This is a genomic window from Nocardiopsis sp. NPDC057823 (genome assembly GCF_042797335.1).
In the GTDB taxonomy this organism is placed as follows: domain Bacteria; phylum Actinomycetota; class Actinomycetes; order Streptosporangiales; family Streptosporangiaceae; genus Nocardiopsis; species Nocardiopsis changdeensis.
This window is the reverse complement of the sequence record NZ_JBHVLR010000001.1, coordinates 372,739-389,519: the sequence shown is the minus strand read 5'-3', so window position 1 is coordinate 389,519 and position 16,781 is coordinate 372,739. Positions and strand designations below refer to the sequence as shown.

The following is a 16,781-nucleotide window of genomic DNA, read 5'->3' as shown; positions in this document are numbered from 1 at the left end:
TCGTCGCGATTAGCACTCTACCCCCGAGAGTGCCAGAATGGAAATGTGGCCGTGACCCCTGGTCAGCGGCGTTACCGGACCCGGCACCGTGCGGGGCCGCTCCACCCCGGCGAAGGAGATCCATGCGCGCGCCCGCGTTCGAGGCCCTGCTGACCGAAGCGGGCCGGGAGGTCCTGGCGTCGGTGGACGCCGGGTCGGCCGCCCGGGACGCACTGGCGGCGGCCTCCCGGCTGCGCGAGGACCCTCGGGTGGCCGCCCTCGACCCCGGCCTACCCGTTTCCGAGCTGGTGAACGCGGTCCTCACCCAGATTTCGCTGCGCGTTCGCGGACGCGCCAAGTTCGGCGCCCTGGCGGACCGCATGTACTTCACCCCGAACGGCCTGGAGCAGTCCACCCGCCGGTCGGTCGCCGAGTACCGGGCCGAGCGGGTGGCGCGGGCGCACGCGGGCCCCGCGGGCGACCTGTGCTGCGGGATCGGCGCGGACCTGCTGGCGCTGGCGGCCCGGGGGATCCCGGTGGAGGGGGTGGAGCTGGACCCCGCGACCGCGGCGGTGGCCCGGGCCAACATCGGGGCGCTGGGCCTGGAGGGCACGGCCCGGGTGCGCGAGGGCGACGTCACGGAGGTCTCCCCGGGCGAGTACCCGCTGCTGGTGTGCGACCCGGCCCGGCGCGGCGGGCGCGGCCGGGTGTTCGACCCCGCCGCCTACTCCCCGCCCTGGGACGTGGCGGTGGCCCTGGCCGAGGGGGCGGAGGCGGCGTGCCTGAAGGCCGCCCCGGGCATCCCGCACGAGGCGCTGGCCCCGGGCGCGGACACCGAGTGGATCTCGGTGGACGGCGAGCTGAAGGAGGCGGCCCTGTGGTTCGGGGCGCTGGCCGGCGGGCCGCGCCGCCGGGCCACGGTGCTGTCCGAGCGCGACGGCTCGCGCACGCACCTGGACGAGGACCCCGGCCTGGGGCCGGCACCGGTGGCCCCGGCGCGCCGGTACCTGTACGACCCGGACCCCGCGGTGGTGCGCTCGCACCTGGTGGCCGAGGCGGCGGCCCGGGTGGACGGGGCGCTGCTGGACGAGCGGATCGCGTACTTCACCGCGGACACGGCGGTGCGCTCCCCGCTGTGGCGGGTGCTGGAGGTGGAGGAGGTCCTGCCCTTCTCCCTCAAGCGGCTCAGGGCCGCGCTGCGCGAGCGCGGGGTGGGCACGGTGACGGTGATGAAGCGGGGGTCCGCGGTGGACACCGAGAAGCTGCGCCGCGACCTGAAGCCCTCCGGCCCCGGGACGGCCACGGTGGTGCTCACCAGGATCGGGGAGCGGCCCTTCGCGCTGCTGTGCCGCGAGACGTCCGCGACGGCGGCCTGACCTGGAACGACGGCCCGGTCCGGCCGGGAGGGGGCGGTCACCCAGAGTAGGACCCGAGGTATCGGATCGTTATCTCACAGGGCGGATATCTTTCCCGATCCCCTGGGGGGAGGGCTCTCCGGGTCGTTAGACTGGGGCCGCGATTCCCTCCCTTCTCATGGGTTCACCCGGAAGGCCGTGCGTGAGTGATCCGCAACGCGGTTCGGTCGACGCTGGCCCCTTGCCTCGCGCGTATACACACAGTCACACTCTGATCACAGTGAGGCGCGAACGCCTGCGGGACCGCCGCCCGCCCGGGGACCATCGAGAACCCGACCTGCCCGGAACACCCACCGTCCATTCCCCCGGGCCAGGTGTCGGGAGCGCCAGAGAGAACAAGGAGCACCTCGGTGGAACAGAGCAATCACAACTTCCTCAACGGGGGAGGTCAGGCCGGGATCTCCGACCGCATGCGCGACCTGCTCTCCCAGGCGGCCCACGAGCACGACTCCGAGCAGAAGACGCAGGGTGCGGTCACCGAGGAGATGCGCCAGCGCCTGGAGGGCATGGAGTGGCTCCTGCGTGAGCTGCGCGAGCGCGAGCTCACCGCGCTCGCCGAGTCCCTCACCGCGGTCGACGGCCGCATCGACGACTTCCTGGCCCGCCCGCCGGAATGGGCCGAGACCCTGGCCGAGCACATCGAGGTCGTGGGCCGCCAGGTCAAGCCGCTGTCGGACATGCCGTCCCTGCGCGCGGACACCCACCGCATCGCCGGGCACCTGGACACCGCGCTCACCCGCCTCCAGCGCATGTCGGAGACCGGGAACCGCACCGCCGAGCAGGTCGGCGAGCTGGGCGAGCGGCTGACCACCCTGTCGGAGGCCTTCGAGTCGCGGCTGGAGGCCCTCGACGGCGCCCTGTCCGCGCTCAGCGCCAGGACCGAGGCCGTGGAGTCCTCGCTCACCGCGCTCGCCGAGGTCTCCGGCACCCGGCACACCGAGCTGGCCGAGGCGCTGGCCGAGAGCCGCACCGTCCTCACCGAGGCCGTCGCGGGCACCCGCGAGGAGCTGTCCACCGCCCTGGGCGAGGCCCGAACCGCGTTGGCGGAGCAGGCCGACGCCAAGGCCGGGGAGCTGGCCGAGGCCGTGGCCGGCGCCCGCACCGCCCTCACCGAGCAGGGCGACACCAAGGCCGCCGAGCTGGCCGAGGCCGTGACCGCCGCCCGCGAGGAGCTGTCCACCGCCGTGGCCGAGGGCCGCACCGCCCTCACCGAGGCGCTGGGCGAGGCCCGCACCGACCTGGGCGAGCGCACCGACGGGCTGCGCACGGCCCTCACCGAGCAGGCCGACGCCAAGGCCGCCGAGCTGTCCACCGCCCTGGCGGACAAGCACGAGGCCCTGCTCGCACGCCTCCAGGAGAACACCGGCGAGCTGAACGGCGAGCTGTCCGCCCTGGCCGCCGCCGCGGGCGAGCGGCACGACGCGCTCCTCGGGCGCCACGAGGCCCTGGCAGCCAAGGTGACCGAGGACGTCACCCAGCTGACGACCCTGGCCGAGGAGAACCACGCCGAGGCCACCGCCGCCGTCGCCGACGTCGCCGGCGCCGTCACCGCCCTGCGCAAGGACAACGAGACCTCGCTGCTGGACCTGCGCACCCACCTGCGCCAGCGCCTGTCCGAGCTGGACGAGCAGCTGGAGCTGGGCCGGACCGAGGCCCGCGAGCACGCCGAGGCGTCCGCCGAGCGGATGAGCGCGTCCTTCACCGAGCGCGCCGACGCGCTCGCCTCCCGGATCTCCGAGGACGCCGAGCGGGTCACCGCCGGCTTCGAGGAGCTGCGCGCGTTCGTGGCCGAGAGCTCCGCCCGCCTGGCCGCCGAGGCCGAGGACCGGTCGCAGACCCTCACCGAGGCGCTCACCGAGCAGGTCGAGACGCACCGCACCGCCCTGGACGAGCGGCTGGAGCGCCAGCGCGAGGCCCTCACCTCCAAGGTGGACGGCCACCTCACCCAGATCACCGGCAAGGTCGACCACGAACTGGGCCGCCTCACCGACCGCTTCGACACCTTCGAGGGGCACTTCGAAGGCCAGTTCGAGGGCATGGAAGGCAAGATCGACCGGATCGACGGCCGGATGGACGGCATCAACGGCCGCCTGGACGGCATCGACGGCCGGGTCAACGGCGTCGAGGGCCAGTTCGAGGGCGTCAGCGGGCACTTCGACGGCGTCGACGGCCGCCTGGAGGCCGTGGACGACCGGCTGGAGGCGCTCAACCAGCGCCTCAACCAGCTCCCGCAGACCATGGAGGTCAGCGAGCTGCACCGCCGCCTGACCGAACTGGTGGAGCGCCCGCAGATCGACCACGGCGACAAGCTGGACGAGATCGACGAGCACGTCACCTCGGCGGTCGCCCCGGTGCTGCGCGAGCTGAAGCAGCGCCCGGACCGGCACGAGCTGGAGGAGACCGTCACCGAGGCGGTCGAGAACTCCCACGACGACATCACCAAGCGGTTCGCCTCCCTGGAGGAGACGGTGCTGGCCCTGGCCGAGGCGCTGCTGCGCCCGGGCCGCGAGGGGGGCTCCGGCGGCCCCAAGCGCAAGCGCCGCCGGGACGAGGAGGACGACGACGAGTAGGCCGCCGCACCGGAGCCGGGTGCGGGGATCGCGATGAGGGGGCGGGGCGCCGGCGGCGCCCCGCCCCCTCCCGCGTCCGGCCCCGGGACTCAGGGGCGGGCCCTGAGCATCTCCAGGTAGTGGGCGTTGTACATGACCCCCAGGACGTTGCCGAAGGGGTCGACCACCGACGCGGTCACGAAGCCCTCGCCCCGGACGGTGAGCGGCTCGTACTCCTTCGCGCCCAGCTCCAGCAGCCGGGCCAGGGCGGCCTCGACGTCGTCGACGTGCCAGTACACGACCGCGCCGCCCGGGCCCGGGCGCGCGGCCGGGGGCGCGTAGCGGCGGTCGGCGATGCCGAGCTCGTGTTGGTGGTCACCGGTCCGGAACTCGACGTACCCGGGCGGCAGGCCGTGGCCGGGGCGCTCGAAGTAGGGCTCGGCGCCCAGGACCCCGGTGTACCAGCGGGCCGCCTCGGCGACGTCGTCGGCCCACAGGGTGACGGTGGTGAGTCCTCGCAGCATGGTCGGTCCCTTCGCGTTCCCCCTGCGGGGTTCCGGTCGATGGGACGACGCTACGGGGAGTGGAGGACGGGTTCGGTCCTCCACTCCCCCGGGCGGTCGGCGGGTTCAGACCGTGAAGACGATCTTGCCGAAGAGCCCGCCGTCGGCCATCGCCCGGAAGCCCTCGGCGGCGCGCTCCAGCGGCAGCACCCGGTCGATCACCGGCCGCACCCCCGTGCGGGCGCACATCTCCGTCAGGCCCGCCAGCTCGTCCCGGGTTCCCATCGTGGAGCCGATGACCCGCAGCTGGAGGAAGAACACCCGGGTCAGCTCGGCCGGCGGGGCGTCGCCGCTGGTGGCGCCGCAGACGACGATGGCGCCTCCGGGCTTGAGGGAGCGCACCGAGTGCGCCCAGGTGGCCTGGCCCACCGACTCGAACACCGCGTCCACCCGCTCCGGCAGGCGCTCCCCCGTCGGCACCGCCGCGTAGGCGCCCAGTTCCAGGGCCTTCTTGCGCTTGGCCTCGTCCCGGCTCGTCACGTACACCCGGTGCCCGGCCCGCACCGCGAGCCTGACCAGCGCCACGGACACGCCGCCGCCCGCGCCCTGTACGAGGATCGTCGAGCCGGGGCGCAGGTCGATCTTGCCGAACAGCATGCTGTACGCGGTCAGCCATGCCGTGGGCAGGCAGGCCGCCTCCTCGAAGGACAGCTCCGGCGGCTTGGGCAGCAGGTTGGCCCGGGGCACGAGCACCCGCTCGGCGAAGGTGCCGTCGTACTTCTCGGACAGGATCGTCGGTCGGCCCGCGCCGTCCTCGACGACGCCGTGAACGATGACCTCGTTGCCGTCCTCGTCGACCCCGGCGGCGTCGCAGCCCAGGATCATCGGGAGGCGGTCGGCCGGGAGGCCGACGCCGCGCAGGCTCCACAGGTCGTGGTGGTTGAGGGAGGCCGCCCGGACGTCGACCGTGGTCCAGCCGTCCCGGGGCCCGGGGTCGGGGCGCTCGCCGGCTTCGAGGGCGGAGAGGGGGTCGTCGAAGGAAGAGCGTGCTGCTGTGATCGCGAACATGCCGGTAGTCGACCACACCACCCGAACCGGATTCCAGCCCGGGGGCGGACGTGTTCCCCCCGTTCCGCGTTCCGGGGGAGGGCACCACCGGCGGACCTGCGGCGGGCCCCAGGGGAAGTCGACCGGACGCCCCATGTCGCCGGCGGCGCCGTCTTCCTAGCGTTGGCGCCATGACCGAACCCCCTCGAAACCGGCTCCGCCGGGAGCCCGGCGCCCCGCTCCGCCGGGCTCTGCCCCTCCGCGAGGTCGCCGTCTTCGTCCTCGTCGCGTACGCACTGGCGTGGGCGGTGCACGCTCCCCTCCTCCTCGGCGGGACCGGGCCGGACGACCCCGCGTACGGGCTCGCCGCCACCGTCTACATGTTCACGCCCGCCGCGGCCGCGGTCGCCGTCACCCTCTTCGTGTGGCGGCCGTCCGGCTTCGCGCGCGCCCTGGGCCTGGCCGCCCGGGGGTCGTGGCGGCGGGCCGGCGGGTACTCGCTGCTCGCCTTCGTGCTGATGCCGCTGCTCGGTTTCGCGGCAGCCCTGGCCGCGGGCCTGGTGGGGGCCGTGCGGCTCGACCTGGTGGACTTCTCCGGCCTGCGGGAGGTCCTGCCCGACTTCGTCCCCGACCTGGCCGCGGCCATGCCCGACTCCGGGTTCCCGTGGGCCGCGTTCCTGGCGGCGCTGGGAGTGGCCCTGGTGTCGTCCGTGCCCACCCTGGTACTCGCCTTCGGCGAGGAACTGGGCTGGCGCGGCTACCTGCTGCCCCGGCTCCTGCCGCTGGGGGTGTGGCCCGCACTCGCGGTGAGCGGGGCGGTGTGGGGGCTGTGGCACGCTCCGCAGCTGCTCATCCAGTACCTGCACGGCGGGTTCGACGGCGCGCAGGTCGCCCTGTTCCTGGTCTTCTGCGTGGTGGCGGGCGTCGTGATCGGCTGGTTCCGGCTGGCCTCGGGGTCGGTGTGGCCCGCGGTGCTCGCGCACGGGGCCAACAACGCGCTGAACACGATCGGCTTCGTCACCCTGTCGGCCGCCGGGTCGCCCGTGGACGGCCTGCTGTACCCGGGCGGCCTGGGCGGCCTCGTGGGGCTGGGCGTCCTGGCCGCGGTGGCCGCGGTCCTCGCCCTCACCGGACGGCTCCGGGTGCGGGACTTCGACCGGGTCCGCACCGGTGGCGGCGCGGAGGAGCCCGCGCCCGCCTGACCGGGCGGCCCGCCCGCCACCGGGGCCCGCGACCCCGCACCCCGCCCCGGCCCCTCGCGCACCCGCGAGGGGCCTTCGCGGCTCCCTCCGCGGGCCCGCCCCCGGCTCAGTCCAGGGGGGACAGCGGAATCGAGGCGAGCTCGGCCGGATCGACGATGATGCGGATGTCCGTGATCCGGCCCCCGTCCACGGTGAAGGCGATGACGGACAGAGGGGTCCCGTCCGAACGCCAGGACATCTGTCCGGGGACCCCGTCGACCAGCACGGGCCGGTGCCGGGCCGCCTCGCCGGAGAACATGCGGGCGCCGGAGGCGACCCGGGTGGCCCCGAGGGTGACGACCGCACCGCCGGGGGTGTCCACGGTCAGCTTCACCTCCGGGTCGAGGACGCGCAGCAGCGCCTCGAAGTCCCCCTCGACGGCGGCGGCACGGAACGCCTGGACGACCTCCCGGTGCTCGCGCCCCGGCCCCGCCGCCCGGTCCGTGGACCGGACCTTCCGGCGGGCCCGGCTCGCGGTCATCTTCGCGGCGTCGGCGGACCTGCCCAGGATCTGCCCGATCTCCTGGAACGGGACCCCGAACATGTCGTGCAGGACGAACGCCAGGCGCTCGGCCGGGGACAGTGAGTCGAGCACCACGAGCAGGGCGAGGCCGACCGAATCGGCCAGTACCGCCTGGTCCTCGGGCGCGGGGCCGTCGTCGGGCACCACCACGAGGTCCGTGTCCCCCTCCCCGGAGGCGGTCTCCGGACGTGCCCGCCGGGACCTCAGGAGGTCCAGGCTGATGCGGCCGACCACGGTGGTCAGCCAACCCGCCAGGTTGCCGATGGCCGCCTCGTCCTGCCGGACGAGGCGCATCCACGCCTCCTGGATCACGTCCTCGGCGTCGGCGTGCGAGCCCAGCAGGCGGTACGCGACGGCGTGCAGCCGAACGCGCTGGGCTTCGAACGCCTCGGCCACCGGGCCGGACGGGTGGGCGGTCACGGCTTGCGCTGCTGGCGCAGCGAGATCCGGTTGCCGTCCGGGTCCAGTGCCTCGGCGCGGACCCCGAACGGGTAGTCCTCGGGTTCGGACTGCTCGAAGGTGACGCCGCGCCGGCGCAGGACCTCGAAGTCCTTCCGCAGGTCGTCGGATTCGAGGATCAGCGGACCGGGCGCGGTGTTCCGGCCCGAGTCCCCCGGTCGTCCCGCGGCCGCCGCGTGCGACCACAGGATGATCTGCGCCGGGCTTCCGGGGACGCCCACGACGAGGAAGCGCCCGTCGGGTCCGGGGAAGTCGATCCGCTTCTCCAGGCCGAGCCCCTCGGTGTAGAACTCCAGCGCGCGGTCCTGATCGGTGACGTACACCGTCGTGTACATGAGGTCGGTCAGCATCCTGTTCTCCTTCACTCGTCGGTGGGACGGCCGTTCGTGTCCGGCCGTCGTACTGGTGACGAGTGCCGCCGGGGAAAGGTAACAGGGCGGACCGCCGCCGGACCCTGTGTCGGCGAGGGACCCTCACCGGGGCCGTTCGCCGGACGGCCGCGGGCCCGGGCGGCGCCGGTGGGGCGTGCGGCCCGGGACTCCCCGGGCCGCACGCGCGTCACAGGGCCGTCTGCCCGTAGGGCACCAGCCGGACCGGGCCGATCAGCCCGTACTCCTGGCGGCGCACCCCGCCGTAGACCTCGGGCCGGAAGACCCGCATCCGGTTGATGAGGGTCGTGGCGACCTCCACCTCGATGGTGTTCTCCCCCGCCCGCAGCCACGGGCCCACATCGACCGAGGCGGTGGACCGGTCGCAGGGGGGCAGGGCGGTGCCGTTGACCGTGACGCGGAACGTGTCGCTCACCCGGCCGAGGTCGAGGTGGGCGCCGTGGCCGCCCGTCCACCCCTCGCCCAGCTCCACCGTGGCCGTGTAGCGGCCGATGCCGGAGACGTCGGCCAGGCCCTCGATCCCCGTCCACGGCGCGAGACCGGACAGGGAGAGCTCGTGGGTCCGCACCTCGGTCTCGGTGGCCGAACCGCCCGGCCGCCAGTCCTCCACCTCCAGCTCCCAGGAGGTGAGCTCCACCTCCGGTCCGACCCGTTCAACGGTGCTCCGGACCGTCGAGCCGTCGGCGTAGGTGGTCGTGCAGGTGCCCGGCTCGGACATCCGGACCACCGCGGCCCCGTCGACCACGCGCACCGCGTCGGCTTCCGTGGCCGACAGCCTCAGCCTCCTCAGCAGCCCCGGGGACATCCGGTCCCCCGCGGACCCCAGCTGGGCGCCCCAGGTCGGGCGGGCCAGGGCGATGACCGTCGAGGCCCCCGGGGCCAGCCGCACCGGCACGGTGACCGCGTCCGCCTCGGCGCGGTGCAGCGGCAGCGGCTCGATGCGGCCGGTCCACAGGTCCAGGGAGAACGGGTAGGCCTCCCGGACCGTGGTGGAGAGGGTGACCTCGTGGTCCACGCCCTCCGTGTCGGACCCGTTGGTGAAGTAGTACAGCTCCATGTCGTCGCCCCGGCGGCGGGCGTGCAGCAGGGGTGACGGCTCGGCGTAGGACACGTCCGGCCGGGCGTCCAGCGCGGACAGGCCCGCGGGGATCTCCTCGCGGGACCCGACCCGGTGGACGGTGGGCTCGGCGAGCAGGTCGGCCAGGACCCCGGCCAGCTCCGCCGCCCCGTCCTGGTCGACACCGGGCTGCTGCGGTGCGCTCCAGTCGCCGACCACCAGGATCTTCAGGCCGTCGCGGGCGTATCCGAGCAGGCGCCGCGCCGTCTCCAGGGGCAGCGTGGGCACCCTGCCGTTGAAGGCGTCGCCCTCGAACACCAGCAGGCCGTAGCCGGGGCCGTCCGGTGCCAGACGCCCGCCCGACACCTTCGGGTCGGTGATCTCCAGCAGGCGGGGGGAGGCGAACTGGTGGGTCCACCCCTGGCGGACCCCGGTGGAGCTGAAGTGGGCGGCGCCGAAGCCCGAGCCCGCGTAGCCCTTCTGCCGCAGGAAGACGACGTCCGCCTTGGGCGTGCCCCACTGGAGCGCGTACTGGGCGCGGGCGAAGAAGCCGGCCGTGTCGGGGACGTGCTGCCAGGTGGGGTGGCGCGGTCCCCAGGACTCGCTGTACCCCACCCCGCTGCCGCCGTAGGGGGTGAAGGCGGCGAAGCCCGGCCACCGCGCCCCGGGGGCGTCGGCGTAGGAGAACCCGTGCAGGACGGCCAGGTTGACCCCGGCGGAGTACTCCCGGGAGACGGTCCGCACCGTCTGTTCCCAGGTGGTGCTGTAGGAGCCGCCGTAGACCGCGCCGGCCTCGCTGGAGAGGATCCGCTTGCCGGCCAGGTCCCGGCCGCCGGCCAGGGAGCGGAAGTCGTCGAGGTTCTTGAACCCGAGCGACTCGCCCTCGGCGATGTCGACCAGGGCGGTCTTGACGAGGGCGTCGGTCTGGAGTCCGTAGGGCTGGATGCGGTAGGTCATGCCCAGGCCGTGCGCCCAGTCCCGCAGGGGGATCACGTGGTGGTCGGTGTAGGCCCGGCCGAGCAGGTCGTTGAAGTCGTCCAGGGCCCGGCGGTCGGTGTCGGGGTCGAAGGTGAAGACCTTCTTCTCGTCCACGCGCACCAGCACCGGCAGGTAGGGCAGCACGTCGTAGCCGTGGTGGTCCCGGAAGGCTTCGGGCAGGCCGTGGGTCCACAGCGTCGCCTCGGTCTCCATCTCGATGGAGTCCTCGAAGACCGAGCCGCCCGCGGGACCCGCCAGGAGTTCGCGCAGCCGGTCGGTGAGGATGTGCTCCTCCCAGAAGTCGGTGACCGCCCGGGCGCCCGCCGCGCCGAAGTGGTCGACCACGTAGGAGACGGGGTCGGTGTGCGGGCCGCCCTCGGGCCGCTGCCCGGAGCCGCGCTCCCAGTAGGCCAGGAGCACCCAGGTGGAGCCGTCGCCGCCGCCGGGGGCGGTCCAGGCCAGCTCCTCCCCCTCCGCGGCGCCGGTGAGGTCGACCAGCGTGTCGGGGACGAGCGCGCACACCTTGTCCCCGGGGGCGGCGCCGTCCGCCAGGCGCAGGGCCTGGACGGCGACCAGGGTCCGCTCCGTCACCCCGTCGGCGGGCTCGACCACCGGTTCCGGCAGCGGCCCGGTGACGCTCTCCCCCGAGGCGAGGAAGTGCGCGCCGTGGGCGAGTTCGCGGGCGGCCGCCGTGTCCTGGGGGGTGACGGTGGGGACGGCGGCGGGCCAGGACGGGCCGATGGTGACGTCCATCGTCACGCCGCGCTCCTCCGCCCGGGCCAGCGCGGTCTCCAGGGCCGCGCGCCAGGCGTCGGTGCCCCAGCCGTGGCCTCCGGGGTCCAGGTCCTCGTCGGAGCTGTGGTGGACGTCGGCGATCTCCATGCCGCCGAACCCGGCGTCGGCGATCTGGTCGACCTCCCGCTCGATCTCGCGGAGGTCGACCAGGCCGTGCGGCCACCACCAGCGGAACCGGGCGCGCGCGGCGGCGGCCGGGTCGACGAAGGCGTCCGCGAAGGCCCTGCGGGCGGGGGCCGCGGGGGCCATCGGGGACGCCGCGGCCGGGGCCGCCGGGAGGCCGAAGGCGACGGCCGCGCCCGTGGCGGCGCCCAGGCCGAGGAAGGACCGCCGGGTGGGGGCGAAGCCGTCCGGCTCCCGGTCCGGTCCTGCCGGGTCACGCATGGGGGCTCCTTTCCGCGCCGCCGTGGCGGCGTCGGTTCGGGGGTGGAGAGGGGGTATGCGCGCGCGGTGGTGGCGAGCCACCTATTAAAACGTTTCACAGAAAGTACCAAGCGCAGTGTGATCCAGGCAATACCCCCACGCGCACCTCCGGCCACTCGACTCACAGAACAGCGGCCATCTGCGCGGACCGCCCGACCTCGCCCCGCGGCGGCGACCTCCGGAGATGCGAACGTTTCACAAACCCCGCCCCGCGCGGGCGGCGCCGCGCGCACGCGAAGGGCCCCGGAGCGGTGCTCCGGGGCCCTCGCCCGGACGGTGCCGGGGCGTGTTCGGCGGGCGCCTTCGTGTGGCCCGGCGCTCGCGCCGGGAGCGGTCGCAGGGCGATCTCCCGCGAGCCGCCCGGCGCAGCGGCCGGCCGTCGTCGACCACTCAGCGAGACGACGCGAGGCGGCCTGCGGGCGTGAGGCGGGCGTCGGCGCGGGTGGCGCGGGGCACCGAGGGCCTCCTGGTCGCCGGTGGGACGTCGCATCCACACCGGTACCGGAGGCCCTCCCGGTTCGTGTCAGGCGGGGCCGGTGTCACCGGCCTCCATGATCAGTACACCTAGCGGGCCAGCGGGGACTCCACCGGCAGCGAGGTGTCCGTGGCCAGGTCCAGCTCCGACGGCGGCAGCCCCGCCGCCACGACCTCCGCGCCCAGGGCGGCGATCATGGCGCCGTTGTCGGTGCACAGCTTGGGCCGGGGCACCCGCAGGGTGATCCCCGCCTCGCGGCAGCGCTGCTCGGCCAGGGCGCGCAGCGCGGAGTTGGCGGCCACGCCGCCGCTGATCACCAGCGTGCTCACCCCGTGCTCCACGCAGGCGTCGACGGCCTTGCGGGTGAGCACGTCCACCACCGCGTCCTGGAACGCGGCGGCGATGTCGGCGACCACCAGCGGCTCGCCGCGGCGGTCGGCGTCCTCCACGTGGCGGGCGACGGCGGTCTTCAGGCCCGAGAACGAGAAGTCGTAGGTGCCGTCCCCCCACTTGCCGCGCGGGAAGCGGATCGACTTGGCGTCGCCCCGCTGCGCCGCCCGGTCGATGGGCGGCCCGCCCGGGTAGGGCAGGTCCAGCAGCCGGGCCACCTTGTCGTAGGCCTCGCCCGCGGCGTCGTCCACGGTGTCGCCCAGCGACACCACGTCGGTGGCCAGGTCGTTGACCAGCAGCAGCGAGGTGTGCCCGCCCGAGACGAGCAGGGCGATGGCGGGCTTGGGCAGCGGCCCGTGCTCCAGCTGGTCCACGGCCACGTGCCCGACCAGGTGGTTGACCCCGTACAGCGGCTTGTCCAGCGCCATCGCGTACGCCTTGGCGGCGGAGACCCCCACCAGCAGCGCCCCGGCCAGGCCGGGCCCCGCGGTGACGGCGATGGCGTCGACGTCGGAGAGCTTCACACCCGCGGAGTCCAGCGCCCGGTGCACGGTGGGCGTCATGGCCTCCAGGTGGGCGCGGCTGGCCACCTCGGGCACCACGCCGCCGAAGCGGACGTGCTGCTCCACGCTGGAGGCCACCGACTCGCCGAGCAGCTCGCAGCCGCGCACGAGGCCGACGCCGGTCTCGTCGCAGGACGTCTCGATGCCCAGGATGAGCGGGAGGTCGTGGTCACTCATGGGTACCCTCCTCGGCGACGCGCCGCATGACCAGGGCGTCGGCCCCGTTGTAGTAGCCGCGCCGGATGCCGATCCGCTCGAATCCGAAGCGGGCGTAGAGCTTCTGGGCGCGCGGGTTGTCCGAGCGCACCTCCAGGAACATGTCGCGCACCCCGCGCCGGGCCGCCTGGTCCAGGAGCTCGGTGAGCAGCGCTCCCCCGATCCCGGTGCCCCAGGCGGACTCGGCCACGGCCATGGTCTGCACGTCCCCCTCGGGCGGGACGAACCGCAGGCCGGCGTAGCCGACCAGGGCGTCGCCGGCGACGGCCACGACGTAGTGGCGGGTCGCGGTCTCCGCGAGCTCCTCGCGCAGCATCCCCTCGCTCCAGGCGTCGGCCGGGAACAGGGCGCGCTCCAGCGCCATGACCGCGTCGACGTCCCCGGCGGCCATGGGCCGCAGGGCCACTCCCGCGGGCGGGGCGGCGCGCACCGCGTCCAGGGCGGTGTCGCGCACCGGTGTCACTTCACCCACTGGCGGACCTTCTTCGGGGCGCCGGGCACCACCGCGTCGGGGCGGCGCAGGTAGAGGGGCTCGGGGGCGGGCAGGGCCTCCCCGGCGTGCAGCCGGCGCAGGGCCAGCTCGGCCAGGGCGGCGGCGTCGGGGTGCACCGGGTCCGGTGCGGCCGCGGCCTCCCCGAACACGTCGGCGTACATCCGGGCGCCGTCGCCGACCAGCGGCAGCCCGCCGGTGTCGAGGTCGGCCGGGCGGTCCACGGCGATCTCGCCCACCCGGGTGAGGCGGTCGTCGTAGCGGGCCCAGAACACCTCCTTGCGGCGGGCGTCGGTCATGGCGACGAACGGCCCGGTGCGCCCGGTGGCGAAGGCCAGCGCGTCCAGGGTGGCCACCCCGTGGCAGGGGACGCCGAGCGCGTCGGCCAGGGCGTGGGCCGTGGCCAGCCCCACGCGCAGGCCGGTGTAGGGGCCGGGGCCGATACCGACGGCGACCGCGTCGAGGTCGGCCAGGGCGATGCCCGCCTCCCCGGTGAGCCGCCGGATGGTCGGGGAGAGCAGTTCGCCGTGGCGGCGGGCGTCCACCGAGGACGCGCTCGCGCGCAGGGTGAAGGCGCCGTCCGCGCCGGACTCGCCGATGGCGGCGGTGACGGCGGGGGTGGCGGTGTCGAAGGCCAGGAGCAGCACCGGTCTAGTCTTCCGTGTTCTCGTCGTCGACGGCGACGGGCAGGGCGACATCCGCCCAGCGCCGGCCGACCGGGGTGAGGTGGACGGTGCGGCTGTCGTCGGCGTGGCGCTCGATCCGGATCTCCAGCCGGTCGTCGGACAGCCCCTCGGCGACGCCCTCGCCCCACTCCACGACGGTGACGGAGTCGGGGAGGGTCATGTCGAGGTCGATGTCGTCGATCTCGTCGGGTCCGCCCAGCCGGTAGGCGTCCACGTGGACCAGGGAGGGGCCGCCCACCAGCGAGGGGTGGACGCGGGAGATGACGAAGGTCGGGGAGGTGACCGAGCCGCGCACGCCCAGCCCCCGGCCCAGGCCCTGGGTGAGGGTGGTCTTGCCCGCGCCGAGCGGGCCGGACAGGATCAGCAGGTCCCCCGGCCGGCTGAGGCCGGCCAGGGCGCGGCCCAGGGCGCGCATGGCGCCGTCGGTGGCGGCGGTGACCGCGGTGGACGCGTTCGCTGTGGTCGTCACGTCTGTCATCGGACTCGCAAGGCTGTGTGTCGGTAAGGTTCGGGCGGTGGCCGACCGGGGTCGTGGCACGACCGTCGGGTGTGTCCCCTTCACCCCAGGTTAGGCGGGGCGGCGGGGGCGCGCGGCCGGTTGCGGACGATCGGCGGGGGTCGCGGCCGCCACACCCGCGGCCGGGGCCGCGCCCGCGCCCGCGGGCGGCCCGCAGGCCCGGTCGCCGCGGCTCAGGCCCCGCCGACGTACTCGCGCGGGACCCGGACGCCGACCCGGGTGACGATCTCGTACGGGATGGTGTCCAGGACCCCGGCCCAGTCCTGGGCGCTCGGCGCGCCCGGGTGGACGTCCGGGTCGCCGAACAGCACCGCGTACTCGCCGGCGGCCACCTCGTCGTCGCCCACGTCGACAACGAACTGGTCCATGCACACTGTTCCCGCGATGACGCGCTCGCGTCCGCCCAGGAGCACCGGCCCCCTGTTGGTGGCGGCCCGGGGCACGCCGTCGGCGTAGCCCAGGGGCACCAGGGCGAGGGTGGTCTCGCGGTCGGTCACGTAGCGGTGGCCGTAGGAGACGCCGCTGCCGGCCGGCACCCGCTTGGTGAGGGCGACGCGGGCACGCAGGGTCATCGCGGGCCGCAATCCGGGCACAACCAAATCCGGGATCGGGGACAGCCCGTAACTCGCGATACCGCCGCGCACCAGATCGAAGTGCGCCTCGGGCAGGGTGAGCAGCGCCGCCGAATTGGCGATGTGGCGCACCTCGGGGGTCAGGCCGACCTTGTCGGCGGTCTCCAGGGCGTCGTGGAACACGGAGAGCTGGGCGGCGATCGAGGGGTGCCCGGGCTCGTCCGCGCAGGCGAAGTGCGACCAGATCCCGCTCACCTTGAGGTGGCCGGCCTCCTCGGCGCGCGCGGCGGCCTCCACCAGGGGGCCCCATTCGGAGTGGCCGATGCCGCCCCGGTTCAGGCCGGTGTCGATCTTGAGCTGCACCCGCGCGGTGCGGCCCAGGCGGCGGGCCGCCCCGAGGACGGCCTCCAGCACCGCGGCGTCGCTGACGCCCAGGTCGATGCCGTTCTCGACGGCCTCGCCCACGGGTTCGCCGGGCGGGATGATCCAGGCCAGCACGGGCGCGGTGATCCCGGCCGCGCGCAGCCCGAGCGCCTCGCGGATGAACGCGGTGCCCAGCCAGGTGGCCCCGCCCGCCAGCAGCGCGCGGGCGGCGGGCAGCATGCCGTGCCCGTAGCCGTCGGCCTTGACCACGCCCATGAGCGCGGCCCCGCCGGCGCGCTCGCGGAGCAGCCGTGCGTTGTGGGCGATCGCGTCCAGGTCGACGCGGGCGTGCGCGAAGTGAGCCATACCCCCAGTGTTCCACGTGTGGGTTACCTGCGCGGGGCTTCGGGTATGTGGGCTGTGACCGAGTTCGGACGTATCCGGATGTATACGGAGTGCGACGATACTCGAGGCCGTATCTGGGGGTAACGGCATGAGCGAGTTCGCAGCTGAACGACCCGTCAACGCGGTCCGCCTGTGGTCCGGCGGCCTGGCGACGGCGGTGGTGGCCGCACTGGTCGTCCTGGTGGGCACCCTGTTCTTCAGGGGTGCCCTGGGGATCCCGGTGCTGGCCCCGGAGGAGGCCGGCTACCTCGGTGACGCCGGGACCGCGGCCTACGCCTTCATGGCGGGGGTCGCGGCCCTGGCGGCCACGGCCCTGATGCACCTGTTGCTGGTGGCGGCGCCGCGCGCCCGCGCCTTCTTCGTGTGGATCATCGGCCTGATCACCGCCATAGCGGTGGTCACCCCCTTCACCCAGGGGGTGGAGGGCGCCAGCCCCACCGCCACCGCCGTGATCAACCTGATCACGGGTGTGGCCATCGCCGTCCTGGTGAACAGCGTGGCGCGGACCGCCGTGGTCCGCGGCGGGCGGCCGGCCCGAGAGAAGCCGGTCCTGCACCAGGAGGGCATCCTGCCCGAGGTCCGCGAGCCCCGTCGGGAACCGACCGAGCCCCGGGGGGAACCGCGAGGTCTGTGACTCCCTGACCCAGGGTCATGACGCGAGAGGAGGGGGGCGGAGCCGAACGGCTCCGCCCCCCTCCCCCGTGTCCGCCCGTGTCCGCGCCTTCCCCGTCCGGGCCCGGCGGAGT

General features: G+C 74.8%; 14 protein-coding genes. 4 read left to right on the top strand and 10 right to left on the bottom strand.

Annotated elements, in window-relative coordinates; genetic code table 11:
- Positions 1 to 122 precede the first annotated feature (122 nt).
- Positions 123 to 1,355: a class I SAM-dependent methyltransferase gene (locus ACFVNO_RS01835; RefSeq protein WP_355256137.1), complete on the top strand. Its 1,233-nt coding sequence runs from the start codon at positions 123 to 125 to the stop codon at positions 1,353 to 1,355.
- Positions 1,356 to 1,744: 389 nt separating this feature from the next.
- A complete protein-coding gene (locus ACFVNO_RS01830) occupies positions 1,745 to 3,964 on the top strand; it encodes a hypothetical protein (protein ID WP_378888455.1) in 2,220 nt (739 codons plus the stop codon).
- 89 nt (positions 3,965 to 4,053) lie between these two features.
- On the opposite strand, the gene ACFVNO_RS01825 is transcribed toward ACFVNO_RS01830, so the two are convergent.
- Both ACFVNO_RS01825 and ACFVNO_RS01820 read right to left on the bottom strand, forming a co-directional pair.
- On the bottom strand, positions 4,054 to 4,467 hold the full coding sequence (locus tag ACFVNO_RS01825) for a VOC family protein (protein ID WP_378888452.1): 414 nt from the start codon (positions 4,465 to 4,467) through the stop codon (positions 4,054 to 4,056).
- 105 nt (positions 4,468 to 4,572) lie between these two features.
- Positions 4,573 to 5,514, bottom strand: a complete 942-nt coding sequence (locus tag ACFVNO_RS01820; RefSeq protein WP_220564835.1) for a zinc-binding dehydrogenase — start codon at positions 5,512 to 5,514, stop codon at positions 4,573 to 4,575.
- 170 nt (positions 5,515 to 5,684) lie between these two features.
- On the opposite strand from ACFVNO_RS01820, the gene ACFVNO_RS01815 reads away from it, so the two are divergent.
- Complete coding sequence (locus ACFVNO_RS01815) at positions 5,685 to 6,695, top strand: CPBP family intramembrane glutamic endopeptidase (protein ID WP_355256128.1); 1,011 nt, start codon at positions 5,685 to 5,687, stop codon at positions 6,693 to 6,695.
- 106 nt (positions 6,696 to 6,801) lie between these two features.
- Here the strand turns inward: ACFVNO_RS01815 and ACFVNO_RS01810 are convergent, their stop codons facing one another.
- The 8 genes from ACFVNO_RS01810 to alr form a co-directional block, all read right to left on the bottom strand.
- The gene (locus tag ACFVNO_RS01810) at positions 6,802 to 7,677 is read right to left on the bottom strand and encodes a sigma-70 family RNA polymerase sigma factor (protein WP_378888448.1); all 876 of its coding nucleotides are present in this window, start codon (positions 7,675 to 7,677) and stop codon (positions 6,802 to 6,804) included.
- The gene (locus ACFVNO_RS01805) at positions 7,674 to 8,066 is read right to left on the bottom strand and encodes a VOC family protein (RefSeq protein WP_355256122.1); all 393 of its coding nucleotides are present in this window, start codon (positions 8,064 to 8,066) and stop codon (positions 7,674 to 7,676) included. Before ACFVNO_RS01805 ends, ACFVNO_RS01810 begins: the two co-directional genes overlap by 4 nt.
- Positions 8,067 to 8,274: 208 nt before the next feature.
- Entirely contained in the window at positions 8,275 to 11,319 is a 3,045-nt protein-coding gene (locus tag ACFVNO_RS01800; protein ID WP_378888444.1) for a glycosyl hydrolase, read from the bottom strand.
- Positions 11,320 to 11,922: 603 nt separating this feature from the next.
- On the bottom strand, positions 11,923 to 12,963 hold the full coding sequence (tsaD, locus tag ACFVNO_RS01795; protein WP_220564832.1) for a tRNA (adenosine(37)-N6)-threonylcarbamoyltransferase complex transferase subunit TsaD: 1,041 nt from the start codon (positions 12,961 to 12,963) through the stop codon (positions 11,923 to 11,925).
- Positions 12,956 to 13,393: a ribosomal protein S18-alanine N-acetyltransferase gene (gene rimI / locus ACFVNO_RS01790; RefSeq protein WP_220565523.1), complete on the bottom strand. Its 438-nt coding sequence runs from the start codon at positions 13,391 to 13,393 to the stop codon at positions 12,956 to 12,958. The genes tsaD and rimI overlap by 8 nt, the downstream gene beginning before the upstream one ends.
- 68 nt (positions 13,394 to 13,461) lie before the next feature.
- Positions 13,462 to 14,139, bottom strand: a complete 678-nt coding sequence (gene tsaB, locus ACFVNO_RS01785) for a tRNA (adenosine(37)-N6)-threonylcarbamoyltransferase complex dimerization subunit type 1 TsaB (protein ID WP_378888440.1) — start codon at positions 14,137 to 14,139, stop codon at positions 13,462 to 13,464.
- Between the two features lie 4 nt (positions 14,140 to 14,143).
- On the bottom strand, positions 14,144 to 14,656 hold the full coding sequence (tsaE, locus tag ACFVNO_RS01780) for a tRNA (adenosine(37)-N6)-threonylcarbamoyltransferase complex ATPase subunit type 1 TsaE (RefSeq protein ID WP_355256110.1): 513 nt from the start codon (positions 14,654 to 14,656) through the stop codon (positions 14,144 to 14,146).
- Positions 14,657 to 14,868: 212 nt separating this feature from the next.
- Positions 14,869 to 15,996 (bottom strand): alanine racemase, encoded by a 1,128-nt coding sequence (gene alr, locus ACFVNO_RS01775; protein WP_378888435.1) that lies wholly within the window; start codon positions 15,994 to 15,996, stop codon positions 14,869 to 14,871.
- 127 nt (positions 15,997 to 16,123) lie between these two features.
- Here alr and ACFVNO_RS01770 point away from each other — a divergent pair, with 127 nt between their 5' ends.
- Positions 16,124 to 16,669, top strand: coding sequence for a DUF6069 family protein (locus tag ACFVNO_RS01770; RefSeq protein WP_220564828.1), 546 nt, complete (start codon positions 16,124 to 16,126; stop codon positions 16,667 to 16,669).
- The last annotated feature ends 112 nt before the right edge of the window (positions 16,670 to 16,781 follow it).